Genomic DNA, 24,774 nt, shown 5'->3' on the forward strand with positions numbered 1-24,774 from the left:
CTCACGGACCAAAACATTGGTTCGTGAGTTTTTTTAGCTTTTTTCAAGTTTCTTATTATGGTAGAATAAGGTTCGTATGTATAAGTACATAAAAAAATAATTAATAGGTGAAAAAAATGAAAAAATTTGTGATTCACGGCGGCCAACCGTTGTCAGGTGAAGTAGCTGTTAGCGGAGCTAAAAATAGTGCCGTCGCTTTGATCCCCGCTGCAATTTTAGCAGATTCTCCGGTTACACTTGAAGGAGTACCCGACATTCAAGATGTCCATTCTTTAATTGAAATCCTCGAAATCATGGGTGTAAAAACCACTTTTGAAAATAATCAACTTGAAATTGATCCAACTCATATTGTTTCCGTTCCGATGCCAAGTGGAAAAATTAATAGTTTACGTGCTTCTTATTATTTTATGGGCGCTTTGTTAGGCAAATTTGGCGAAGGCGTAGTAGGGTTACCCGGTGGTTGCGATCTTGGTCCACGGCCGATCAATTTACATATTAAAGGTTTTGAAACCTTAGGGGCGCAAGTGACAAACGAACACGGTGCCATGTATTTACGTACGAGAGAAGAAGGATTGCAAGGAGACCGTATTTTCTTGGATATGGTTTCTATTGGCGCTACGATTAACGTGATGTTAGCTGCTGTAAAAGCCAAAGGACGTACGATTATTGAAAATGCCGCAAGAGAGCCAGAAATTATTGATGTAGCTACTTTGCTGAATAATATGGGCGCCAAAATTCGTGGTGCCGGTACAGATGAGATTCGTATCGAAGGTGTTGAAAATCTACATGGTTGTCGTCATGCGATTATCCCCGATCGAATTGAAGCAGGAACTTATTTGGCTATGGCAGCTGCTTGTGGTGAAGGTGTTAAAATCAAAAATGTTATTTATGAACACTTGGATAGTTATATTTCTAAATTAGAAGAAATTGGTGTGGAGTTAGACATTACTGAAGACGCAATTTATGTGCCTAAGACAGAAAACTTACAAGCAGTATCTGTAAAAACCTATCCTTATCCAGGTTTAGCTACTGATTTACAGCAACCACTTACGCCGCTTTTACTAAAAGCAAACGGGAGTTCTGAGGTTATCGATACGATTTATTCTAAACGTATTAATCATATTCCAGAATTAGTTCGTATGGGTGCCAATGCTTCGATTGAAGGAAATACGATGATTATTAATGGTTCTAGTCAATTACATGGTGCAGAAGTAGAAGCCTCCGACTTGCGAGCAGGGGCTTGCTTGGTTACTGCCGGTTTGATGGCAGAAGGTATTACAACTATTGGTGGTGTAGAATACATTTTGCGTGGTTATGATCATATTATTGAGAAATTAACAAAGCTAGGAGCCGATATAGAAATGGTAGAGGATGAAAAATGAGCGACTATTTAACAATGGCGGAATTAGACAATATGACGCTAAAAGAAATCTATAATTACGCACGAGATTTTAAAATTTCGTATTATAGTCAAATGAACAAAAAAGAATTATCTTTGGCTGTTATTCGCGCACAAGCGGAAAAACAAGGTTTCTTCTATATGGAAGGAATTTTAGACATTATTTCACAAGACAGTTATGGTTTTTTGCGTCCGATTAACTATGGACCAAGTGCTGAAGATATTTATATTTCCAATTCACAAATTCGTCGTTTCAGCTTAAGAAATGGGGACAAGGTTGCAGGTAAAGCACGTCCTCCTAAAGAATCTGAACGTTATTATGGTTTGATGCATGTTGAAAGTGTTAATGGAAAAAATCCGGAAGAAGCTAAAAAACGTCCACATTTTCCAGCTCTGACAGCACTTTACCCAGAAACACCGTTCACATTAGAAACTACACCAGGAAGAATTTCTACCAGGATAATGGATTTATTTTCCCCCGTTGGCTTTGGGCAACGTGGACTGATTGTTGCGCCTCCTAAAGCAGGAAAAACTAGTATTATAAAAGAGGTTGCCAACGGGATTACAGAAAATTATCCTGATGTAGAGTTAATTGTTCTATTAATTGATGAACGCCCTGAAGAGGTTACTGATTTAGAACGAAGTGTAGATGGTGAAGTTGTCTATTCGACTTTTGATCTGCAGCCTAATAATCATACACGCGTTTCAGAGTTGGTCTTAGAACGGGCAATGCGCTTAGTCGAAGATAAACGCGATGTCGTTATTTTAATGGACAGTATTACACGTTTAGCACGTGCATATAATTTGGTCGTACCTCCCAGTGGACGTACTTTAAGCGGTGGGATTGATCCAGCAGCTTTATACAAACCTAAAAAATTCTTCGGGGCTGCCAGAAATATTGAAGAAGGCGGTAGTTTAACCGTTTTAGCTACGGCTTTAGTAGATACTGGCAGTCGCATGGATGATGTGATCTATGAAGAATTTAAAGGTACAGGAAATATGGAAATGCATCTTTCTCGTCAATTAGCCGAACGACGAGTATTTCCGGCAATTGATCTGAAACGTTCCAGCACTCGTAAAGAAGAATTGTTAATGAGTCCGGAGCAATTAGAAGAAACTTGGCGTTTGCGTAATAATATGTTGGGTGATTCTTTAGAGAATACGGAACAATTTATAAGCTTCTTGAAAAAAACGAAGACAAATCAAGAGTTTCTTGATTCTTTTCATGATGTTTCATTTACGGATAAAAAATCAAAGCGATCAAATAAAAGATAAATCTGCCAAACAGTAGAGTTTCAAATAAATTAAAGCCCCTGATTGCATTAAGTTCTAAAAAATGTTAATATGTTACGTGTTGTAAAGAAACACTCTGATTTAGCAAATAATTCAGGGCAAAGGAGAGTAATAATATGAGACAAAATATCCATCCAGAATATCATCCAGTTGTATTTATGGATTCAACAACAGGTTTTAAATTTTTGTCAGGTTCGACAAAAAATTCAGAAGAAACCATTGAATGGGAAGACGGCAACACATACCCAGTTGTACGTGTTGAAATCTCTTCTGATTCACATCCATTCTATACTGGACGTCAAAAATTCACACAAGCAGATGGCCCAGTGGACCGTTTCAACAAGAAATACGGTTTCAAAGACGCCAACGCAGCGGAATAATAAAATGGCTGATTTATTAGCTTTTAGAGGGGATCCTGGGCATAGGATGCTCTCTTTTTTGTGCGCTCGGCATGGGCGATAACTTGGTGGTGAAAGTCCACTACAGGCTTGGCAGTAGGAACTGTTAGCTAAAAGCAAGGGTGTCCGTCGTGAGGCGGAATCTGAAGGAAGCTGGAGGCAAACACTCGCACTGACGAACAGGAATCTCATAAGAAGGCTGAATTGGGACGGACGAGCTTGCAAAACAAAGCAAAGCCCAATACTGCCCGAATCCCATACAGTAAATGAGGCGGTGACGTGAGTGGAAAGTTATCGCACCTTACCCGAGGAGGTCTGCCTAGCGATAGAAATCGTAGTAACAACGAATAGGCAGAAGTCAGCCAAGGTCATAGTAGTATCCTATGGATATGAAGGACTGAACAATAATAACTTTGAAGTAAACAAGGAGGTGGACGTGCTCACCAGGACCGCAGCCAATACCGTGGTAAAGACCGGTAGGTAGCTCACTCGTGGAAGGATAAGCTGGAAGCAAAAGAAGAAATGAGGAGCGCGTAAGGGAGCACGACAATAAGATGATGAACCAAAGTGGCTTTCCATTAATGAACGAACTCGTCAGCTCAATGAATATAGATCGAGCGATCGAGAAAGTCAAAAAGAACAAAGGAGCACCGGGAATCGACGATATGACGGTATCTGAAATCAAATCTCATTTGAACAAGTATCGTCGTCCCTTTGTACAAAAGCTGAGAGAAGGGACCTATCGCCCACAACCAACAAAACGTGTGGAAATTCCTAAAGGAAACGGCAAGAAACGAAAATTGAGCATCCCCGTCGTACGGGACCGCGTAGTACAACAAATGATTTTACAAGTCATCACGCCCTTGATCGACCCGACCTTTTCGGAAAACAGCTATGGGTTTAGACCTGGAAAAAGCTGTCAACAAGCAATAGCGAAGGCAGGCCAATATTATGAAGAAGGCTATGACGTGGTTGTCGACTGTGATTTAAAGAGCTATTTTGACACGATTAACCATCAGAAACTTATGCATCGTATGCAATGGTACATCGAAGAAAAGGCCGTTCTCCAACTTATTTGGAATTTCTTAAACGCAGGAGTAATGGAGGGCGAAATTCTTCGTCCAACTTCAAAAGGAGCCTCCCAAGGGAGCCCGCTTTCTCCTCTTTTAGCCAATGTTTATCTGGACCAATTGGACAAGGAACTCGAAAGAAGAAACCATCGGTTTATTCGATACGCGGACGATTTTATTATCTTTGTCCAAAGCGAGCGGGCCGCTCAGAGAGTCCAAGAAAGTATTACCCAATTCCTGGAAAAGAAATTACGATTGACGGTGAATCAAGAAAAGAGCCAAATCATTAAGGCGCATCAATTAGAATACCTGAGCTATCGTATGAGAAAAGATAAGGGAAAGTAAAGAGCCGACCCACAGCGTCGGCCAAACAAAAGTTCAAAAGAACGCTGAAAAGATTGACGAACCGAAAAAGGGTGGGCACGCTAGATGAGATGATCAAAACCATCAATCAGTACACCCAAGGTTGGATTCAATACTATAAAGACGGAGAACTAAAAACTTTCCTAGCTAAACAGATGGAATACTTACGACATAGGTTGCGAGCCTTGATTTGGAAAAGATGGAAGAAAGTCGATACGAAATACCGCCAACTGAAGGCAAGAGGGGCCTCTCATAAAGAGGCCATGACGTATGCGAATAGCCGGAAACAGTATTGGCGAATTTCAAAATCAAAACTTCTAAATAGAATCTTCAGCAAAGAAAAGTTCAAACAATGGAAACTCAAGGATTTCATTGAAATCCTTGAGAAATAAAAGCTTAAATTATTGAACCGCCGTATACGGAACCGTACGTACGGTGGTGTGAGAGGTCGACTAATCAATTAATGGTTAGTCTCCTACTCGATTACTTTTGACCATACTTTTTAAATAGTGCAAAAAACTATCAAATTTTCTTATGAATGAAAATCTTTCAAGAAATTTTAGTAGCTTACACTAGAGTTTAATGGGACATTTAATATATTTTGAGTAGGAGTGTTTCTATGAAACCTGAAAAGGTTTTACCTTATGTAATTGTCATAGTAGGATACGCTTGCGTTATTTTTATCGTGGACAATTTTGTTTTCCGTGATACAAACTCTTTTAAGTTTATTATAAAAATCATAGCTTTCTCTATTTTTTTAATTGTGTTAGATAAACTTGGTTCATTTTTTAATAAAAAATAATATGAATACTCCTTTCATATATATAAATGTTTATGTACTTTTGAATTTGCTAATAATCTTTTTGCTAGATTAATTCCTCATCTGTAATTTTTATAGGAAAAAGCAAAATCTTTACTTTTTCTAACTGTTAAGTTATTATTAGAATGAAAATTATGAAGGAAGGAAGTATACAATGACTGCATCTATGAGATTGCGCTTTGCACTTTTGAATCAATAATTAAATATAAATTCAAAAGTCTTAGGAATAGCGATTTCAAGGGATGAGTGTATACTTTTCTATAAAATAAAAATTGAAATGGCAAGGATAGTTCCGTAGAAGACTATCCTTTTTTGTGTACTCATTTTTTTCCTTTTCCTAAGTAAGAAAGGGAATATATCATGGAACAATTAACAATTAAATTAAAAAATATACAGCAAAATTTTGGCGCAAAAGAAGTATTAGCAATTGATGAATTATCTGTTTATGAAAACGACCGCATCGGTATTATTGGCGGAAATGGAGAGGGGAAATCTACGCTCTTAAAAATTATTCATGGTGATTTAATCCCTGAAGGTGAAGTTCAAAGAGAAGTAGCATTCAATTATTACCCGCAAATAGCAGAGGTGGACGAATTATTGAATATCGATTCACTTGATTGGGCATTGATGAGTCAATTTGATGTTCCTAAAAATAATTTACAGACATTAAGTGGCGGAGAAAGCTCGAAATTTCGTTTAGCACAAATACTTTCAGTATATCAAATGGGACTTTTGTTGGACGAACCGACGACTCATCTTGATCAGGAAAGTGTAAAAAAATTAGTGGAAGAACTGCGTTATTACTATGGAACATTGCTGTTTGTAAGTCATGATCGTTACTTTTTAAATCAATTAGCCGATAAAATATGGGAAATTCAAGATGGCAAAATTGTTGAATATGAAGGCAATTATGATTCTTATAAAGAGCAAAAAGAACAGGAAGAAATGAAAAATGAACATGACAAGGAAAACTATTTACAAGAGAAAAGGCGTTTAGAAACAGCAATTGCCAAAAAGAAAGAACAAGCAGAAAAGGCAAGCAAAGTATCTAATAAGAAAAAACAACAGAGTATTCGTCCTGATCGTCTTTCTTCTTCAAAACAAAAAGATACGGTGCAAAAATCAATGCAAAAGTCTGCTAAGTCAATGGAATCACGTTTGTCTCAGCTTCAAGAAGTCAGAACAGAAACCAAAGAACAAGAAATTCATTTTCCTACGCCAAAATCAGTAGAAATTCATAATAAATACCCTATTCGTGGAGAAAATCTACAATTAACTGCCGGAGATAAAATTTTATTAAAACAAACGGACTTTCAATTTGCTTTAAATAAGAAGATAGCGATTGTAGGGGAAAACGGTAGTGGTAAAACAACTTTACTGGATGCTATTGTTAATGACAGAGAAGGCGTTGTTTTATCACCTAAGGTGGCTTTTTCTTTTTACCAACAAATGGATTATAAATTATATGTCGAAGAAAGTATGCTAACCTTTTTAATGAAACGCACGGTGTATCCAGAAAAACTGGTTCGTAGTCTTTTAAATAATTTAGGTTTTGCTCAATTAGAGATTAATAAACCGTTGTCTGCTTTAAGTGGAGGAGAAGCAACCAAACTTGCTATTGCGCTATTGTTTGTACGACCTTCCAATGTATTAATATTAGATGAACCGACGAATTTTATCGATATCAAAACCATAGAAGCTTTAGAAAAGTTGATTGCAAGTTATGAAGGAACGGTTATTTTTACTTCGCACGATCCTTATTTTGTCGAAAAATTAGCCGACGAAGTTTATGAAATAAAAGATAAACAATTGCAGCTTATTTCATAACGGTTAGAAAAGCGTATCCCACAAAAAGGATACGCTTTTTAAGTTAGCTATTATCTTGCAAATGTTTATTTAACGCATCTATTTCTTTTTTTACCCTTAACATAGCAACAAGCCAAATGACTACATAAATAAGAAGGAAAGTAAGCGTGAATCCAAATAAAGTTCCTAAGTTTAAAGAAGTCCAGCCGGCTATAGTGGCTAAAGGTAGGAAGGTTAAATAGGTAACGATAAAATGAACCAAGGTCATTTTAGTGACACTCCAATCGGTCTCTGAATAAATGAGACTAGCCAATGAAAATATGCTGCCTATAGCTGACCATAAACCAATTGCTCCTAGCATGGCTTGTATTTCATTAGAAAAATAGGACATAAACGCTGGCGTTACTGGCATATACTCTGTTTGACTGTAGACTAATGAAGCAATGACTGATAAAATTAAACCGATGAATGTGCCAAATACGATACCGATACCTAAACAAGCTGCAATTTTTTTCATCATAATAAGCGCTCCTTTACTTTCTTTAAATATCTTTTTGATGAACTTGTCATATGTCCATTTGACAGACGAATTAAAATTAAACCGCTCTTACTCAATTGAAAATGTTGAACGTAATTCAAATTAATGATTTCGGTATTAGAAATACGGACAAAAGAATGAGGCAACTGTTCTTCTAATTCATATAAACGATAGGAAATAATATATTCTTGATCTTTTGTGTGACCGAAGACTTTTTTCTGACTGGAATAAAAGTTAACAAAATCATTAATCGCTATTCGATAGTTTTTGTCTTGTTTTTTTCCAACTAATGGTGTGGACTTTTGCTCGATATAGGCAACAATTTCCTTAATTTTCGATGACTGTTTTTTTGTTTTTAAAATAATCATTTCTTTGTCCAGATCTTGGTCTAATTCTAATTTTACTTTCATCTTCTTTCCCTCCTTCAAATTAAGCATAGTGGAATGATTCATAAATGTATATAACTTATGGATAAGTGGGCGTTTGTAGCAGATAGGTGGTATTAGCATAAAAAACTTGAACCTAAAATAAGGTCCAAGTTTTTCCATCATCTATAACCAATTTACAAATCTTTATACATAATATACATATCAGAATAACGACCATCTTTTAAACGAAATCCTGCAGGAATGGTCCCCACAGTAGTAAAACCATTTTTTTGATAGATATGAATGGCAGGGAGATTGCTCGTTACTACAGCATTATACTGCATTCCGGTAAAACCTTGCGCTTTTGCTTGTATGAGTGAGTCTTCTACAAGATTAGAGAAAATTTTTCTTCCGCGGTAAGATTTATCGATGCAATAGCTCGCATTGGCAACGTGACTACAACGACCGATATTATTAGGATGAAGAACATAGAAACCAGCTAGTTTCCCTTTAATTGTCATACATCGAACAATGCTTTGTTCAGCTACATAGGTCTCAAATTCTTCTTCAGTGAATAATTCTTCTCCTGGAAAAGCATCGCCGTCTTTTAACACATCGTTCCAAACTTTTGTCATTTGAGCGAGATATTTTCTTTGATAGTTTTCAAAAGTAAACATTTTATGCTCCTTTTTATAATGTTGCCGCAATTTCTGCATCAATAATTAAGTGATCGATGATCGGTTGTTTTAACAAATGCTGGATACTAGGCGCTTTTTCTTTTCCGGAAGCTACAACAACGACTTCTGGAATGTTCATAAGGTCATCCAAATTAACACCAATCATTTTTTTTGAAATATTTGTTGGAACACTCTCGCCGTTTTTATTGAAAAATGTGGCTAAAATATCTCCAATAACATTCTTTTCTTTCATTTCACAAGCGTCTTCTTCACTAAAATAACCTAACTTTCGATAGGAGGACGATTCAATCGGATTGCCCACTGCAGTAATTGCCATATCAACATTTTTTCCTTTTTGGATAATATCACGAATAAATTGTGATTGGTCAAAGGCTTCTTTCATCTCTAAACTTTCTGCAATGGCTGGCGCATAGAAATAGTCTATATGACAATTATATTTTTGCGATAAGATAAAAGCTAAGTGGTTGGACTGGTTTTTAACATTTGATACATCAACACCACCGATAAGCGGTACGATCGATAAATCTTCAAAGTGATGATAACTGGCTGCTTCTGCAAACTTATTTAAAGTAGATCCCCAGCCAATCCCTAAATTTTTAATACGTTTTAAATTATTTTCTACAAAAGTAGCACATAGATTGCCGACTTCTTGTTTGGCTTCCTCCTCAGAAGCAGTAGCGGAGGAAATAAGAACAGTTTTTAGACCATATTTTTTAGCGAGAATTTCTTGTTGTTCAAAATTCATAATTTCTGAGTCTTGAATGGAAATTTTAACAATACCGCGATCTACAGCTTCTTTGAGTAGCGTCGCCACAGTCGGACGAGAAACATTCAATTGTTTGGCAATCTCTGTTTGATTGACATTTTCTTTATAAAAAAGGAGGGCAGCTTGTACGATCATTTTATTTCTATTGTTCAACTTGATCACCTGAATGGATTAATTTTATAAGTGCTTTTTATTATAACATAATTGTTTTAACAAATGCTAAATGTGTTTTCAATTGGAAAACTATATATTGACAGGGTTTCTTGTGAAAGTTATACTAAATTTATCAAATGTAAATAATTTTTACAAATGGAAAGGAAGAGATCGATGAAATTGCAAGCACCTTTTTTTACTTTTAATCCGAAGTCTTATTTTTATGGTAAGAAATTATTGGAATTAGCACAAAAAGCTGACACATTAGCCCAAAAGTATCCCCATTTAACGATTCTTATAACTGCGCCTTATGCTGATTTAGCAAATATCGCAAGTCATACGCAACATATTATCGTTACAGCGCAACACATGGATGGCATTGACCCAGGCAGAGGAATGGGGGCAGTATTACCAGAGTCTATTTATCAAGCAGGCACTCGAGCAGTCTTTTTGAACCATGCGGAGCATCCTTTGCAATTAACAGAGCTTATTCAATCGATGAAAAAGGCAAAAGAACTGGGAATTAAAACAATTGTATGCGCTAACTCTTTGGAAGAGGCTCGTTCAATTGCTTTACTTAAACCTGACGTTTTGCTTTGTGAACCCACTGAACTCATTGGAACGGGACAAGCAAGTGATGAAAGTTATATCCAAGAAACAAATCATGCCATAAAAGAGATTGACCCGGATATCTATATTTTACAAGCAGCTGGGATAAGTACCCCTGAGGATGTGTATCGCACGCTTAAATTGGGTGCCGATGGTACGGGATGTACAAGTGGAATCACCGAAGCAGATTTGCCTAGTCAAATGCTAGAAGAAATGATTGAATCGGTACAACGCGTTTATGAAGAAGGAAAGGATGGAAGATAATTATGAAAATTGAACATGGTTCATTAAAAGTCGAATCTAACGGATCAAAAGTCACATATTCAGATATTACCGATCAAGTACGACAAGAGATTCAAGAAGCGGGTGTGCAAGATGGTTTATGTGTCGTTAGTTCACAACATACTACTTGTTCAGTGATTTTTGAAGAGTTTGTCCATGATAAAGATTGGAACGGGGATGAATTATTACAAGTTGATCTTAATCGTATTTTGGACAAACTGATTCCCAGACAGTTAACCGAAAGTGATTATTTATATCCAGGACAAGATCACGTACAGTTTTTAGAAGAACTCTCCCAACAAACACCGGAATACCCCAACGATTTAACGACCATTTTAAATGCGGATGCTCATTTAAGAGCTTCTCTGTTTGGTTCAAGCCAAACATTGATCATTAAAGATGGCCAACCTTTAATTGGTTCTGTAGGTTATATTTATTTTGTTGATTGGGATCAAAATCGAAAACGTCATCGAACATGTAATTTATTAATAATGGGCAATTAAATAAAAGCGCTTTTACAAGAAAGATATTTAAAAAAGGAGATAAACGATGTTAGTAAATTCTAAAAACGCATTACTTACTGCTAAAGATGAAAATTTTGCCATACCAGCTACTAATTTTATTGACTTAGACAGTGCACGTTCTTATGTGAAGATAGCAGAAGAAAAAGGCTTGCCTTTAATTTTAGCGTATGCACAATCCCATAGTGAAATGTTAGCTATTGAAGAGGCAGCACTGATCGGCAAATTTTTTGCCAAAAAAAGTCCTGTACCAGTTATTCTTCATTTAGATCATGGAGAAGATACGGATTTTATTTTTAAGGCGATTGAATTGGGTTTTACTTCGGTCATGATCGATGCTTCAAGAGAAAATTTTGCAGATAATATTGCGATAACTAAAAGAGTTGTGGAATATGCCCACCAATTCGATGTAACGGTAGAAGCAGAATTAGGACATGTGGGATCAAATGATTTTTCCGAATCTCCCACGCTTACTGATTCCATCTATACAGAAGTAGAAGATGTACTTGCATTTGTTGATCAGACAAATGTGGATTCATTAGCGATTTCTATAGGAACAGCTCATGGAATTTATAAAGGGGCACCCACGATAAACTTTGAACGACTTGAAGAAATAGATGAAATGACAACGATTCCGCTAGTGCTTCACGGCGGTTCTTCTAGTGGAGATAGCAACTTAAATCGTTGTGCAACACATGGTATTAGTAAAGTGAACATCTTTTCCGATTTTATCAATGATGCTTTTTATGCCATACAAAAAAAACAGCCTGAAGATTATCTGCAATTGAAAAATATTGCGAATCAAACAATGCTAGCTGTTTTAAATCATTACTACGATGTATTTGCGACTCGACCGATTTCTGTGTAAAAATAGCATAGAAGATTTTTTATTTGTACGTTTGAAGGGAAATACTTTATAAAAAAAGGCCTTTATTTTATACTTGTATAGGCAATTAGGACACTTGTATAAAATAAGGGGGAGTTATTTATGGATATTGTCAGTATTTTAAATGCTGTGGGTTCGATTGGGACACTTGTTATGACGATTTTTTATTGTGTTTCAATATCAATTCAACTGTACCAAATGCGTTTGGGTTTTTACCCAGCACTAGGTTTTGAGCAAACATTTATCATTCATGAAAACGGTAAGTTTAAGCTACAAAATGCGGTAGATTTATTGAAGATCGGCGAGGAAAGTATTGATTATTTTAGTTTGTATAATTTAGGCGGAGGAACTGCTAAAAACATCAATATAGATATATATTTGGATAATGAACAATTACAAAATAAATATGTGCATATCTTACCGGGCAACGAAAGTTACTTGCTTCCAGTAAACGATAAGGTTCATGATGGTTTGAAACAGGCGCTAATAGAAAAAGAGTAAACCACTGAATTGACAATTGATATGCAATACAAAAGTAGTATTAGACAAAAGTGGCAACATGCTACCTTGGTTGCTCAGTTTGATGCTTTCAATGACAATGACGCCCAAAAAACCATTTTTGAAGTGCAATTTGTTAACACTGATAGTGAAGATCATAATGATAATGACAATGACCAGCAAAATATTGAATCTAGAGAGGACTCGCAATCTTAATTGGTTGTGAGTTTTTTGATTAAACTACTACATCTAAGCAGTAGATACAAAACGAGAGATTTTTCTCTCTTTTTTTTCTGGATTACAAGGAAATATTTTTTAAATTGCTAAAGATCGGTGGGACATCGGAAAAGTCGCTTCCAATATTTTTCAGATTGGTGCCACATCAGAAAAGTTGCCTCCAATAATTATCAATAATGGTGGCAACAAGAATTTTTTTCTTGCTTAAAGTGGTTATCGCTGGCGATTTGAAAAACTTTCAAATATAATAAGAACAGAAGAAAAAGCTATTTTATTTTATGAAATAAAAAGCATGTTTATAGTTATTTTTTGAAAAATTTATTTGTTTTAGATAACATGAACTATATAAAATGAGGAGGAATCAAAATGACAACAGAGCAAACTTCAAAAGGAAACAATTCTTTTCAAGCAATGGAAGATCGTTCTCAAGCTTCTGGAGAGCTAACTTTTAACGATAAAGTGATCCAAAAAATTATCGGTATCGCGATGGAACAAATCGATGGTTTATTGAATGTTCAAGGGGGGTTCTTTTCATCAGTTGCTGATAGAATAAGCAATACAGAAAATGTTACCGCAGGGATCGATACTGAAGTAGGTAAAAAACAAGTGGCTGTAGATATGCAGATTATTTGTGAATATGGTCGAGACATCTCTGCAATATATGAACAAATCAAACAGGTCATTACTACAGAAGTGAAGAAAATGACTCGTTTAGACGTGATTGAAATTAATGTCAATGTAGCAGACATTCAAACACAAGAAGAATATGAACAAAATAAAGAAACACTAGAAGATAAAGCAAATGAAATTGCCGATTATACTTCAGAAAAAACCGAACAAGCGGCTGGGAAAATAAATGAAGGCCTGGAAAAATCCGAAACAAAAAATAAGCCCGAAGTTGAGTAAATGTTTTTCAATAGCGTGAGTACCATTGTATAGTAAAGAAAAGAGTGGGTACTCACTTCTATTCTAGCTATTGAATCTATCAGAGAGGGTGAAAGGATGGGAAAAATAAGGAAACTTTTATTTAGTATTGTGCTGCTCGGCTTACTTATTACCTTCTTTTTTGTACTGATTGAAAACCAGCAAGCAATTTATTTACCCGTTTATTTTATTTCAATGGATAATTATCCTTTGGTTGGTCCTTATATTCAAATCATACTTTTTTGCTTGAGTGTATTTTTTATCGGCTTAGCGATTCTTCTTATGCTTGTAACGATTTTTTATCCGAAAAAGAGCAATACGCTAGTGATCAAAGGTAAAAATGGGCGTTTAAGCGTTCGAAAAAGTGTTGTAGAAAACTTTGTATTAGAAACCTTAAAAAAAGAACCTTCTATTGAAAATCCTCGAGTAAAGGTTAAAATGAGTAAGAAAAAGATTAAGATCAAAATTGTCGGAGCCCTACGTAAAACGATGCGTACAACTGAAAAGCAAAATGAATTAGTTGAGCAAATACGGCATGAGGTTTCTGACTTGTTAGCAACAGATGCGATCAAAACAGAGGTTTACTTAAAAGATGAACAAGAAAATGCGGGCCCAAGAAATAGAGTAGAATAGGAAGGATGTCAAAATGCAAGGATTATTTCAGCGCTATCGATACGGCATCATTGGTGGAGGAATCGGGTTAATATTGGCAGTTCTTCTGCTAACGATCGGATTTTCCGAAACTTTATTACTTATTATTTGTATCTTTTTAGGTGCTTTTATTGGTATTTATTTAAATACTATGGGATTTTTTGATCGTTTTAAATAAAAAATGTATGAATTGGGGGAAAGACAGATGGAAAATAAAACAAACAACAGTACAACTACAACACAACAAATTTCGGGAGAATTAACTTTTGCGGATAAAGTCATTCAAAAGATTATTGGTTTGGCTTTAGCAGATATTGATGGCTTGTTGACAATCGATGGAGGATTTTTCTCAAACATTGCCGAAAAATTAGTCAATACAAATGATGTGACTACAGGCATTCATACTGAAGTTGGTACAAAACAAGTGGCTGTAGATATGGATATTGTTGTAGAATTTGGTAAAGACGTTCGAAAAATCTATGATGAAGTGAAAAAAATCATTTCCAGCGAAGTTAGTGAAATGACGCATTTAGAAGTAATTGAAGTTAATGTAAATGTAGTTGATATTAAATCGCAAGAGCAATATCAAGAAGAAAGCGAGACTGTGCAAGATAAAGTAAGCGGTGCTGCTAGCTCCACAGGTCGTTATCTTTCAAAACAAACGAATAAAGCAACGAAAAAAGCCAAAAACGAAGTACAATCAAGAACTGAACCTAGAGTTGAATAATCATTGAATTTAAAATATGTTAAAAAACGCGCTCTGTGATTTTTCACTAAAGCGCGTTTTTTGTTTATATTAGAAAAGAAAAAACGAGGCTATTATCGAGGAGATTCCTATTCATTTTCAATTGTTTTACGTAATTCTTGCAAAAATTCTTGTGCTGCTGTAGAAAAAAACTGGTTTTTCTTCCATATGATGTTAAGACTTGCTTCTAAATTAGGCGTTAGTGGTTTAAAGACTAAAGAGCTATCAATGGAAGTGTCAATCAGACGATCAAGACATAAAACATAGCCGAGTTTTTCTTTGGCCATTTGTGCAGCATTATAAAGGAGATTATATGTGCCGACAATATTCAAGTTTGTAATCTCTTGTCCTAGCCAACTTGAAAGCTCACTATCAACGGTCGTTTGTCGGGAAATAATTAAAGCCTTATTGTGCAAGTCTTCAGGACGAATCTCTTCTTTGCTTGCTAGTGGACTATCTTTATGCATTAATACACCCCAAGTATCGCTTTCTGGTAAATGCATGTAATCATATTTTTGCTTATCGGCAGGTTCAATCACAATTCCGAAATCCAGCAAACCGCTATCCAATTTATTCATAATATCATCAGCGTTACCACTGTATAAATGGAATTGGATGGCAGGATAATTTTGTAAAAGCTTTTTTAAAGCTTGAGCGACAACTTGTATTCCCTTAGTTTCACCCGCGCCAATATAAATTTCTCCGCTTAATGTTTCATCTTTTTGCTTAAAATTTGCCGTCGTTTTATCCGTTAACTGGATAATTTCTTGGGCCTTTTTTAACAAATACTGTCCGTCTGCGGTTAAACTAATTTTACGATTGCCGCGAATAAATAGCGTTGTATCTAATTCATTTTCAAGATCACTTAGTTGTCTGGATAATGTCGGCTGTGAAAGGTGGAGCTGTTGGGCAGCTGCAGAAATGGTCTGCTGGCTGGCAACCGCTACAAAGTAACGTAACAATCGAATTTCCATAAGTTTCCTCCTATACGTTAAAAGCATAGTTACATATTTGTTATAAGTATTTGCTAAATAAATCATATCATTTTATGATAGAGTGGCAAAGGTATTGTTTGTTAAAAATATAAAAATTATGAGTGAGGAATGAGAAGAATAGAGTTAACAGAACTTTTAAGCAGATTTGCAAAAGAGCAAGTGATTTATCCCAATACAGAAGTCCATCGTGCGATGACAAAAGTATCCAGTGAAGCACGTTATCTGAGTACGAAACTTAATAATGGTGTGTATACTGATGAGCAAATTAAAGCACAGATGACTCAAATCACTGGCCAAGAATTAGATGAAGGTTTCTCCTTGTTTTTACCCTTTACGTCTGACTTTGGTAAAAATATCAAAATCGGTAAAAATGTGTTTATCAATTCTGGTTGTCGCTTTCAAGACCAAGGAGGCATTACAATTGGTGATCAATGTTTGATTGGTCATAATGTAGTTTTGGCTATAATTAACCATGATTATCACCCAGAAAAGCGAGGGATTATGCACCTGCGTCCTATCGTTTTGAAAGAAAAAACTTGGATTGGTTCAAATGCTACTATTCTTCCAGGCGTAACAGTGGGGGAGAATTCAGTTGTCGCCGCAGAAGCTGTGGTGACCAAAGATGTGCCGGCAAATACAATTGTAGGAGGAAATCCGGCAAAATTCCTTTCTAATTTGGCAGACAAAATAGAAGAATAATGACTTAATATGCTTTTTAAGTATAGGGCGTATGTAATATAAGTATTTGTTTGCTGTGAAATGCAATGTATGATCAATACGAAATTGGTCCTGACCGTGTAGCCAATGTTGTCGCTTTTGCCATTGATCAGCCAGAAGATACAAATGTTAATGAGTTTACTATCGGACCTACGACACAGCCGTGGTAAGAAAAAACTTTAGATAAAATAATTATTAGCAATAAGCGATTTGTAAGCGTTTATGTTAAAATAAAAGTGAAATGTAGGATTAGTTACCATTTTTTAATAACAATGGAATGTTGTTTAAGCTAAATATGAATGTAGCAGAGAGTCTGAAAAGGGAGGTTTTTCAGATGCAAAAAATTGTGACAAATTTGTGGTTTGATACTCAGGCAGAAGAAGCGGCGAAGTTTTATACTTCTTTATTTGAAGAGGGTTCTATTCATAATATCACTTATTATGGTTCTTCAGGCGCTAAGGTATCTGACATGCCAGAAGGGACTGTATTAACAGTAGAATTTTCACTAGCTGATCAGGAATATATTGCGATTAATGGAGGACCAATGTTTAAATTTACACCTGCAATCTCACTAATGGTTAACTGTGATTCTCAAGAAGAAATAGATCGGTTATGGGAAGGTTTCTGTGAAGAAGGCCAGCCAGAAGAATGTGGTTGGTTAACAGATAAGTATGGTCTTTCTTGGCAAATTGTGCCTAGCGAATTAAATGAACTACTCAGCAATTCAGATCCGGTAAAAGTGGAAAATGTTAACCGTACTATGTTTTCCATGAAAAAGTTGGATATCAAACAATTGCGTAAGGCAGCGATGGAATGAAAGGAACAAAGCGAAAGTTTACGGCTTTTATAATTAACAAGGGTTATTCACAAACAGGAGTAACTTTTTTATTATTTACAGTTTTAAAAAGTCCACACTTAGTAGTGCGCTTTCAATTTTTATTCTAAGAGCGTATAGTTAAAATGAATCAAAGGAGGAATAGTATGGTACAACATTGGTGGCAAGAAATTGTAGTTTATCAAATTTATCCGCGTAGTTTTAACGATAGTAATGGCGACGGTATTGGAGACTTGCAAGGAATTATTGAAAAACTAGATTATTTAAAAGAACTAGGGATAGGCGCAATTTGGCTGTCTCCGGTCTATCAATCACCTAATGATGATAACGGCTATGATATTTCGAATTATGAAGCGATTATGGATGAATTTGGTAGTATGGACGATATGGAAGAACTTTTGGCCCAAGCCAATCAACGAGGGATTAAAATTATAATGGATTTAGTCGTCAATCATACCTCTGATGAGCATGCATGGTTTATAGAAGCTAAAAAAGATAAAAATAATCCATATCGTGATTATTATTTTTGGGCGAATCCTGCGGAAGATGGCACGGCGCCTAACGATTTGACATCCTTTTTTTCTGGCTCTGCTTGGAAGTTTGAAGAAGAGACTGGTCAATATTATCTTCACTTTTTCAGTAAAAAACAACCTGATTTAAATTGGGAAAATGAAAAAGTACGAGAAGAAGTATATCATATGATGAATTTTTGGATTGATAAAGGCATCGGCGGTTTCCGTATGGATGTGATTGATTTAATCGGTAAAATCCCCCAAGAAAAAATTACAACGAACGGACCCAAGTTACATGATTATTTACAAGAGATGAATCAAAAAACTTTCGGCAAGTACGATTTATTGACAGTAGGCGAAACGATGGCGGCAACGCCGGAAAATGCTAAATTATATTCTAAACCAGAACGTAAGGAACTATCAATGGTCTTTCAATTTCAACATATGAATTTAGACATACAAGCAAATGGCGAAAAGTGGGATTTAGCGCCTTTAGATGTAGCTAAATTGAAAGAAGTTCTTGCGAAATGGCAAAATGAGTTAGGCGATGAAGGTTGGAATTCTTTATATTGGAACAATCATGATCAACCACGGATCGTTTCACGCTGGGGTGATGATGATAAGTATCGCGTACAAAGTGCAAAAATGTTAGCGATTCTGTTGCATATGATGAAAGGAACGCCTTACATCTATCAAGGAGAAGAGATAGGTATGACCAATACACCTATTTCAGATATTTCTGAAGCAGCCGATATCGAATCCATTAATATGTATCATGAACGCTTAGCAAAAGGTTATGATAAAAAAGATATCTTAGCTTCGATTAATGCCAAGGGCCGGGATAATGCACGTCGTCCTATGGCTTGGGATAGTTCAACAAACGCTGGCTTTACATCTGGTAAACCATGGCTAGCACTCAATGATAATTATAAAGATATTAATGTAGAATTAGCGTTAAAAGGACCCAATTCAATTTTTTATACTTATCAAAAACTGATCCAGTTACGCAAAGAAAATCCAATTATGATTTGGGGAAGCTTTCAGTTAGTGGATACTGTTGATGAAGTTTTTAGTTATTATCGAAAGTACAAAGGACAACGTTGGTTAGTGGTAACGAACTTTTCCAGCGAAGTACAACCTTTTTCTTCAGAAGATGAAATGAAAAAAGTCATCATACAAAATACAGTGGACGAGTTTACGACACTTGAAAATATAAACTTACAGCCATGGCAAGCGTTTGTGGTTGAAGTGGAATAAGAAAAAGCTTTTGCATAAAACTTGGGTACTCCCTTTAAACATGATAAAATAAAACAGATAATTTAAAGGAGAGTATTACAATGAAAAGTTTAAAAGTAACAACGCTTGTCTTAATCTCAACCATGTTATTGGCAGGCTGTACACAACAAACATCCACTGAGAATAATGAAGATAAGGAAGTAGCAGCAACTTCAGAAACAGCAGAATCAACTGAACAAACATCAACCGAAACAGAACAATCGTCTTCGATAAGTTCTGAAGCAATGGAAGAATCCACAGAGGAGACGGAAGAAGCTTCTACAGAAGAAGAGACTGCTGAAACTTCTACTGATGAATCGCAAAATTCAGATGCAGAAAATGATGTTGCTGACTTTGAGGAAGGCGATATTTTGCAAGACACCATTGATTTGGAAGGCTTAACCATGGAGACAGCCACTGATAATCCAAATAAAAGAGTATTACTGTTTTCTAACGATGAAGGACAAAAAGAATACAAAAGCGTATTTATTAAACGAACAAATCGTTTGAAAATCATCGATACAGCCAATGATGATTTGTTGCTAAATGAAGAACTTGATATATAAACGGATAAAAATATTACTTGATATTAAAAACATGGGGAGTGAAAAACACTCTCTGTTACAATTATTAATAAAAAAGTCAGATTTACAAACTTTATTTTTCGTAAATCTGGCTTTTTTACGCCAAAGGCTTAAAGTGATCTAAAAACTAAATTTAGATGAAACATGTTATAATATAGATATATTTGGAGGCTTATGTGATGGAATATATCAAAATAAAAAATGCTAAACAGAATAATTTAAAAGATGTTACAGTGGAGATCCCTAAACATCAATTAACTGTGGTTACCGGTGTTTCAGGTTCAGGAAAATCTTCTTTGGTTTTTGATACTTTGGCGGCTGAGTCAAGAAGAGAATTAAACGATACTTTTAATAGTTATGTGCAGGCATACTTGCCTAAATATGGACGGCCTGAAGTAGAAAAAATTGAAAATTTGCCGGTTTCAATTATGATTGAGCAGCAAAAAGTTTCAGCGAATTCTCGTTCAACTGTGGGAACCTATACAGACATATATACTTTTTTACGTTTGTTATTTTCTCGTGTTGGGAAACCATTTATCGGTTATTCTGATACCTTTTCTTTTAATCATCCTGATGGTAAGTGTCCAACCTGCGATGGTTTAGGAAAAGTCACTGAAATTCATCTACATCAACTGGTTGATTTTAATAAGTCTTTAAACGAAGACCCTATCGATTTTCCTACGTTTCACAAAGGAAAATGGCGTTGGAAACGCTATGCTAATAGTGGCTTGTTTGATTTAGATGAAAAAATTAAAGACTACACACCAGAAGAACAAGACTTATTATTCTATGCGCCACGACAACAAATCAAAAATGCGCCAGCTGAATGGCCACATACTGCTTTATATGAGGGAATTGTACCGCGTGTACAAAGAAGTATTATTCATTCGGATGAAGGTCGTCGTCACCAAAAACAATTGGACCGTTTTGTAACGGTAAAAGAGTGTCCAGATTGTCATGGGAGTCGAGTAAATGAGAAGGTTAGAAGTTGTAAAATTTCCGGTAAAAATATCGCTGATGTTGTCAGTATGTCATTAGAGCAACTAAAGGAATTTGTCACTGCTATTTCTGATCCTCTCGCTGTAAATGTAAAGTCAGAAATTATGTTACGTGTACAAGCTTTAATCGATATCGGCTTATCTTATTTAACCTTGGAAAGAGCAACTGGAACCTTGTCAGGCGGCGAAGCACAACGAATAAAAATCGCGAAATATATCAATAGTTCCTTAAATGATATCATGTATATTTTAGATGAACCTAGTGCGGGATTGCATCCGCAAGATATTGAACGTGTGAGCCAAGCACTGATTGCTATAAAAAATAAAGGAAACACAGTGGTTTTAGTGGAACATCATCCGCAACTTATTCAAATGGCGGATTATATTATAGACATCGGGCCTAAAGCTGGGGAAAATGGCGGAGCTGTACAGTTTGCTGGTCCTTATAGTGAATTTTTACAATCAAATACGATAACGAGTCGAGCCCTTCATGAAAAAGTACCATTGAACGATTCACCAAGAACATCGGAAAATACATTATCGATAAAAAATGCTGACCTGCATAATTTAAAAAATCTTTCCGTTGATATTCCATTAGGCGTGCTAGCTGTTATTTGTGGCGTTGCTGGTTCGGGGAAATCTTCATTGGCAAGTGTCATTTATCAAAAAATTATGCAACAAGATAAGGAAATGGTTTATATTTCACAAAAAAATATTGGTGTGAATTTACGGTCGACGCCGATGACTTATTTAAATATTTTTGATAAAATCCGTTCATTATTTGCCAAAGAAAACAATGTAAGTCCTGCTTGGTTTAGTTATAATTCCAAAGGCGCCTGTCCAAGATGTAAGGGTAAAGGGATTATCGTTTCGGATATGTCTTTTATGGAAGATGTTACAACAGTTTGTGAATTGTGCCATGGGGCTCGCTACAACGAAGAAGCAACCCAATACTTCTATCAAGGAAAGACCATTGTGGATGTGTTGGATATGAACGTGAACGAGAGCTTTGCATTCTTTAAAGACCAACCTTTTGCCCAAGAATTAAAACAACTTTTAGATGTAGGTTTGGGCTATTTAAAATTAAATCAATCATTAACGACATTATCTGGCGGTGAATTGCAGCGCTTAAAATTGGCGGATAATTTACATCGCGAAGGAACGATTTATCTATTAGATGAGCCAACAGACGGCTTGCACTTAGATGATATTCAGCAGCTCCTAGACTTATTTGAACAAATGGTAGATGAGGGCAATAGTATTATTCTACTAGAACATCATATTAGTGTTATTAAACGAGCCGATTGGGTGATAGAAATCGGTCCTGAAGGCGGAGATAAAGGGGGCTATCTTACGTTTTCAGGAACAGTTCAAGATTTAGCGAAAACTGACAATACAGTTACTGCCCCTTATTTAGTTAATTAAAAAGGAGTGCCCATTGCCTAAGAATAGACTAACATTTCATACAGTAAGAGGATTAGATGGAGAGCTAGAGCAAGCGTTGAAATTGTTTGTTGAAACTTTTAAAACAGAAGCTATTACCGCTCATACCTATAATTTTAATCATGAGCTGACAGAAAAACAGTACTATAAAGCTTCTTTGTTGAACGCTAAACTTTATATTGAACAGGGACATGATATCATGGTTGCTAAAATCGATGATACTATTGTAGGGGTTTCTATTATGAAAAAAACATCTCAAAAGTCTTTGATCCATACCTTAAGGTTTGTTTTCCCAGAAGTTTTTGAGTTGCTCCCATTATTAACAAAAATAAAGTATAGAAATGCATTTTCTATGAGCAAAACAATGAAATTAACCCACCCTTTAAAAGAAAACTATGTCACTTTAGCGGCGATTGCTGTGACTTCAAATTATCAAGGAAAAGGTGTAGGTAAACAGTTTTTAAATGAAATCCATCAACGGTATAAAAAAGATTTTGAATCGATTTACTTATATACAGCGGACGAAAAAAATAAGAACCTTTATTCACACATTGGTTATGAAATGGTTGAGCATAAACAAGCAAGTCATTTTAGCGTCTATCATATGATTTATCGATTTTAGATAAGAAGAGTAAAAAAGGAAGGTAGTGAATGTTTTATAATTTAAAAGAGAGCTTAGAAAAGCCAGCGCTTTATACAAAATCAAAAGAAGCTTTTTGGGATGATGAATATATCTCGAAACAAATGCTAAAAGCACATTTAGACCCGGATTTTTCTGGTGCGAGTCGCAAATTTTCTTTTATCGAACAATCTGTGTCTTGGATTAAAGAAAAAATTCCAGCACAAACCTATCCCAAGCTACTTGATATAGGCTGCGGCCCAGGAATATATGCAGAAAAGTTTGCTTTAGAGAATTATCAAGTAACGGGCGTTGACTTTTCCAAGCGATCGATTGATTATGCCAAAAAGTCCGCCCAGCAACATGGCTTAGCAAATATTTATTATTATCAAGACTATTTAGCAATGGATTTAAAACAAAGCTTTGATTTAGCTACATTAATCTATTGTGATTATGGTGCTTTATCGACTAAGGATCGTCAAACTTTACTGGATAATATTTATCAGCATTTAAAACCAGGTGGGAAATTATTACTTGATGTCTTTTCCCAAAAATTTTATCAACAATTTCAAGAAGAACAAAAGTGGGAAAACTGTGAAAACGGAGGTTTTTGGCGTCCAGATGAGTATATTGCATTGTACGGAAATTATAAGTATTCGAATGATGTTACTTTAGAACAAACCACGATTGTTTCAGATACAGAAATTACACCTTATTATGTGTGGAATACTTGTTTTACAAAGGATGCATTGATAAAAGAAATGCAAGAAGCTGGTTTTGAGTTTTGCGAAATTTTTAGCGATGTTACAGGACGAGCTTATAATGAAGAAAATAAGACGATGGCTATTATTATAGAAAAAAATTAGTAAAAAAATTTAGGAGGTCAAGTGTATGAGAAAGTGGGTCGTTTGGTTAATAAGTGTCGTGGGTATTGAATTGACTGGGATTATTTCCGGATTTTTTGCAGGAGATATTCAAAGTGTTTATCAACAATTGCAAAAACCGCCGCTATCGCCGCCTGGAAGTATCATTGGTACGATTTGGACCATCATATATGCGCTGATGGGGACAGCATTATTTTTATTGATTGTCTCTAAAGTTTCAAAAAAGATGAAAGCTTCGGCGATTACCTTGTTTGCCATACAACAAATTTTGAATTTTTCCTGGAGTATTCTATTTTTTGGCGGCAACCATTATTGGATTGCTACGCTGGTGATTATCGTGCTAATCGCCTTGATTATTTTCTGTATGCGTGTATTTTATTATATTAATAAAGCAGCTAGCTTCTTATTTGCTCCTTACTTAATCTGGTGTTTGTATGCCGGCTACTTATGTTTAGGACTTGCGATTTTAAATTAAAAAAGAAGAAAAAAGTCTTTTTATGAGGCTTTTTTCTTCTTTTTTATTGATTTACTTCTTTTTCTTCTAATAGATTTAACAGTTGATCGATTAATTTTTTCATATCTTTGACATTATCAATCATATTGGAGAAATAATAATAGTTTTTGGTGCCTTCACTACGAACAGAAACAATATTTGCTTGTTTTAAAATATTTAGATGGTGAGAAACAGCGGGTCTGGATAACTGTGTAATTTCGGTTAAGTCGACGACACGCAATCCATCACAAGATTCTTGTTCTAATAAAGCCATAATAATAAGTTGTCTTTTTTCATCACCTAACGCTAAAAGAAAATCTCTGGTGTCAGCAAATGCTGTTTTTAATTGTTGTAAATCTTGTTTTTCCATGATGAGCTCCTCTATGATTCATTT

Annotated in this window: 30 protein-coding genes and 1 pseudogene; 25 read left to right on the forward strand and 6 right to left on the reverse strand. The window is 35.5% G+C overall.

All coding sequences use genetic code 11. The annotated features are described in order from the left end of the window. The first annotated feature begins 116 nt into the window (after positions 1-116). The 7 genes from AC806_RS03295 to abc-f all read left to right on the forward strand — a co-directional run bounded on the left by AC806_RS03295 (position 117) and on the right by abc-f (position 7,170). Positions 117-1,382, forward strand: a complete 1,266-nt coding sequence (locus AC806_RS03295; protein ID WP_069028766.1) for a UDP-N-acetylglucosamine 1-carboxyvinyltransferase — start codon at positions 117-119, stop codon at positions 1,380-1,382. Further along, positions 1,379-2,674: a transcription termination factor Rho gene (gene rho, locus AC806_RS03300; RefSeq protein ID WP_014124376.1), complete on the forward strand. Its 1,296-nt coding sequence runs from the start codon at positions 1,379-1,381 to the stop codon at positions 2,672-2,674. Before AC806_RS03295 ends, rho begins: the two co-directional genes overlap by 4 nt. 134 nt (positions 2,675-2,808) lie before the next feature. Next, the gene (locus tag AC806_RS03305) at positions 2,809-3,072 is read left to right on the forward strand and encodes a type B 50S ribosomal protein L31 (RefSeq protein ID WP_014124377.1); all 264 of its coding nucleotides are present in this window, start codon (positions 2,809-2,811) and stop codon (positions 3,070-3,072) included. 572 nt (positions 3,073-3,644) lie between these two features. Continuing rightward, complete coding sequence (gene ltrA, locus AC806_RS03315; protein ID WP_014123943.1) at positions 3,645-4,505, forward strand: group II intron reverse transcriptase/maturase; 861 nt, start codon at positions 3,645-3,647, stop codon at positions 4,503-4,505. Between the two features lie 53 nt (positions 4,506-4,558). Continuing rightward, on the forward strand, positions 4,559-4,915 hold the full coding sequence (locus AC806_RS11655) for a group II intron maturase-specific domain-containing protein (RefSeq protein WP_014123482.1): 357 nt from the start codon (positions 4,559-4,561) through the stop codon (positions 4,913-4,915). Positions 4,916-5,142: 227 nt separating this feature from the next. Beyond that, positions 5,143-5,325 (forward strand): hypothetical protein, encoded by a 183-nt coding sequence (locus AC806_RS03320; protein ID WP_041591785.1) that lies wholly within the window; start codon positions 5,143-5,145, stop codon positions 5,323-5,325. Positions 5,326-5,703: 378 nt separating this feature from the next. Then, a complete protein-coding gene (abc-f, locus tag AC806_RS03325; RefSeq protein WP_069028767.1) occupies positions 5,704-7,170 on the forward strand; it encodes a ribosomal protection-like ABC-F family protein in 1,467 nt (488 codons plus the stop codon). Between the two features lie 43 nt (positions 7,171-7,213). Here the strand turns inward: abc-f and AC806_RS03330 are convergent, their stop codons facing one another. The 4 genes from AC806_RS03330 to AC806_RS03345 all read right to left on the reverse strand — a co-directional run bounded on the left by AC806_RS03330 (position 7,214) and on the right by AC806_RS03345 (position 9,672). Further along, positions 7,214-7,669, reverse strand: coding sequence for a DUF3021 domain-containing protein (locus tag AC806_RS03330; RefSeq protein ID WP_083207552.1), 456 nt, complete (start codon positions 7,667-7,669; stop codon positions 7,214-7,216). After that, complete coding sequence (locus AC806_RS03335; RefSeq protein WP_069028768.1) at positions 7,666-8,097, reverse strand: LytTR family DNA-binding domain-containing protein; 432 nt, start codon at positions 8,095-8,097, stop codon at positions 7,666-7,668. Before AC806_RS03335 ends, AC806_RS03330 begins: the two co-directional genes overlap by 4 nt. 152 nt (positions 8,098-8,249) lie before the next feature. Then, positions 8,250-8,732, reverse strand: a complete 483-nt coding sequence (locus AC806_RS03340) for a GNAT family N-acetyltransferase (RefSeq protein WP_069028769.1) — start codon at positions 8,730-8,732, stop codon at positions 8,250-8,252. A 13-nt stretch (positions 8,733-8,745) separates the two neighbouring features. Further along, positions 8,746-9,672, reverse strand: coding sequence for a sugar-binding transcriptional regulator (locus tag AC806_RS03345; RefSeq protein ID WP_069028770.1), 927 nt, complete (start codon positions 9,670-9,672; stop codon positions 8,746-8,748). 174 nt (positions 9,673-9,846) lie between these two features. Here AC806_RS03345 and AC806_RS03350 point away from each other — a divergent pair, with 174 nt between their 5' ends. The 9 genes from AC806_RS03350 (at position 9,847) to AC806_RS03390 (ending at position 15,007) form a co-directional block, all read left to right on the forward strand. Continuing rightward, positions 9,847-10,545: a triose-phosphate isomerase gene (locus AC806_RS03350; RefSeq protein ID WP_069028771.1), complete on the forward strand. Its 699-nt coding sequence runs from the start codon at positions 9,847-9,849 to the stop codon at positions 10,543-10,545. Between the two features lie 2 nt (positions 10,546-10,547). Beyond that, the gene (locus AC806_RS03355; protein WP_069028772.1) at positions 10,548-11,066 is read left to right on the forward strand and encodes a YjbQ family protein; all 519 of its coding nucleotides are present in this window, start codon (positions 10,548-10,550) and stop codon (positions 11,064-11,066) included. 46 nt (positions 11,067-11,112) lie between these two features. Continuing rightward, a complete protein-coding gene (locus AC806_RS03360; RefSeq protein WP_069028773.1) occupies positions 11,113-11,952 on the forward strand; it encodes a class II fructose-bisphosphate aldolase in 840 nt (279 codons plus the stop codon). A gap of 120 nt (positions 11,953-12,072) precedes the next feature. Next, complete coding sequence (locus AC806_RS03365; RefSeq protein ID WP_082786927.1) at positions 12,073-12,471, forward strand: hypothetical protein; 399 nt, start codon at positions 12,073-12,075, stop codon at positions 12,469-12,471. A gap of 9 nt (positions 12,472-12,480) precedes the next feature. Then, positions 12,481-12,684: a hypothetical protein gene (locus tag AC806_RS03370; protein ID WP_069028774.1), complete on the forward strand. Its 204-nt coding sequence runs from the start codon at positions 12,481-12,483 to the stop codon at positions 12,682-12,684. A 387-nt stretch (positions 12,685-13,071) separates the two neighbouring features. Beyond that, positions 13,072-13,611, forward strand: coding sequence for an Asp23/Gls24 family envelope stress response protein (locus AC806_RS03375; RefSeq protein WP_094243720.1), 540 nt, complete (start codon positions 13,072-13,074; stop codon positions 13,609-13,611). A 96-nt stretch (positions 13,612-13,707) separates the two neighbouring features. Further along, entirely contained in the window at positions 13,708-14,262 is a 555-nt protein-coding gene (gene amaP, locus AC806_RS03380) for an alkaline shock response membrane anchor protein AmaP (protein ID WP_061841023.1), read from the forward strand. 13 nt (positions 14,263-14,275) lie between these two features. Further along, positions 14,276-14,458 carry a DUF2273 domain-containing protein gene (locus AC806_RS03385; RefSeq protein ID WP_069028775.1) on the forward strand — a complete coding sequence of 61 codons (183 nt, stop codon included), beginning with the start codon at positions 14,276-14,278 and terminating at the stop codon, positions 14,456-14,458. A 27-nt stretch (positions 14,459-14,485) separates the two neighbouring features. Beyond that, positions 14,486-15,007 carry an Asp23/Gls24 family envelope stress response protein gene (locus AC806_RS03390; protein ID WP_061841424.1) on the forward strand — a complete coding sequence of 174 codons (522 nt, stop codon included), beginning with the start codon at positions 14,486-14,488 and terminating at the stop codon, positions 15,005-15,007. A gap of 107 nt (positions 15,008-15,114) precedes the next feature. On the opposite strand, the gene AC806_RS03395 is transcribed toward AC806_RS03390, so the two are convergent. Next, entirely contained in the window at positions 15,115-15,999 is an 885-nt protein-coding gene (locus AC806_RS03395) for a LysR family transcriptional regulator (RefSeq protein WP_061841425.1), read from the reverse strand. Positions 16,000-16,128: 129 nt separating this feature from the next. Here AC806_RS03395 and AC806_RS03400 point away from each other — a divergent pair, with 129 nt between their 5' ends. The 9 genes and pseudogenes from AC806_RS03400 to AC806_RS03435 all read left to right on the forward strand — a co-directional run bounded on the left by AC806_RS03400 (position 16,129) and on the right by AC806_RS03435 (position 24,362). Next, positions 16,129-16,719, forward strand: a complete 591-nt coding sequence (locus AC806_RS03400) for an acyltransferase (RefSeq protein WP_231960507.1) — start codon at positions 16,129-16,131, stop codon at positions 16,717-16,719. Positions 16,720-16,787: 68 nt separating this feature from the next. Then, positions 16,788-16,907 (forward strand): annotated as a pseudogene (locus tag AC806_RS12000) (oxidoreductase); the annotation flags it as partial. A gap of 164 nt (positions 16,908-17,071) precedes the next feature. After that, the gene (locus AC806_RS03405) at positions 17,072-17,554 is read left to right on the forward strand and encodes a VOC family protein (protein WP_014124397.1); all 483 of its coding nucleotides are present in this window, start codon (positions 17,072-17,074) and stop codon (positions 17,552-17,554) included. 164 nt (positions 17,555-17,718) lie between these two features. Further along, on the forward strand, positions 17,719-19,341 hold the full coding sequence (locus tag AC806_RS03410; RefSeq protein WP_069028776.1) for a glycoside hydrolase family 13 protein: 1,623 nt from the start codon (positions 17,719-17,721) through the stop codon (positions 19,339-19,341). An 80-nt stretch (positions 19,342-19,421) separates the two neighbouring features. After that, entirely contained in the window at positions 19,422-19,925 is a 504-nt protein-coding gene (locus AC806_RS03415) for a hypothetical protein (RefSeq protein ID WP_014124399.1), read from the forward strand. Positions 19,926-20,122: 197 nt separating this feature from the next. Beyond that, complete coding sequence (locus AC806_RS03420) at positions 20,123-22,366, forward strand: ATP-binding cassette domain-containing protein (RefSeq protein ID WP_014124400.1); 2,244 nt, start codon at positions 20,123-20,125, stop codon at positions 22,364-22,366. A gap of 13 nt (positions 22,367-22,379) precedes the next feature. Continuing rightward, positions 22,380-23,006 carry a GNAT family N-acetyltransferase gene (locus AC806_RS03425; protein ID WP_041591787.1) on the forward strand — a complete coding sequence of 209 codons (627 nt, stop codon included), beginning with the start codon at positions 22,380-22,382 and terminating at the stop codon, positions 23,004-23,006. A 29-nt stretch (positions 23,007-23,035) separates the two neighbouring features. Beyond that, positions 23,036-23,869 (forward strand): class I SAM-dependent methyltransferase, encoded by an 834-nt coding sequence (locus tag AC806_RS03430; RefSeq protein WP_014124402.1) that lies wholly within the window; start codon positions 23,036-23,038, stop codon positions 23,867-23,869. 25 nt (positions 23,870-23,894) lie between these two features. After that, on the forward strand, positions 23,895-24,362 hold the full coding sequence (locus tag AC806_RS03435; RefSeq protein WP_014124403.1) for a TspO/MBR family protein: 468 nt from the start codon (positions 23,895-23,897) through the stop codon (positions 24,360-24,362). 43 nt (positions 24,363-24,405) lie between these two features. Here the strand turns inward: AC806_RS03435 and AC806_RS03440 are convergent, their stop codons facing one another. Continuing rightward, positions 24,406-24,750 (reverse strand): ArsR/SmtB family transcription factor, encoded by a 345-nt coding sequence (locus tag AC806_RS03440; protein WP_014124404.1) that lies wholly within the window; start codon positions 24,748-24,750, stop codon positions 24,406-24,408. Between the last annotated feature and the right edge of the window lie 24 nt (positions 24,751-24,774).

Source organism: Tetragenococcus halophilus (assembly GCF_001712815.1).
GTDB classification, from domain to species: Bacteria; Bacillota; Bacilli; order Lactobacillales; family Enterococcaceae; genus Tetragenococcus; species Tetragenococcus halophilus.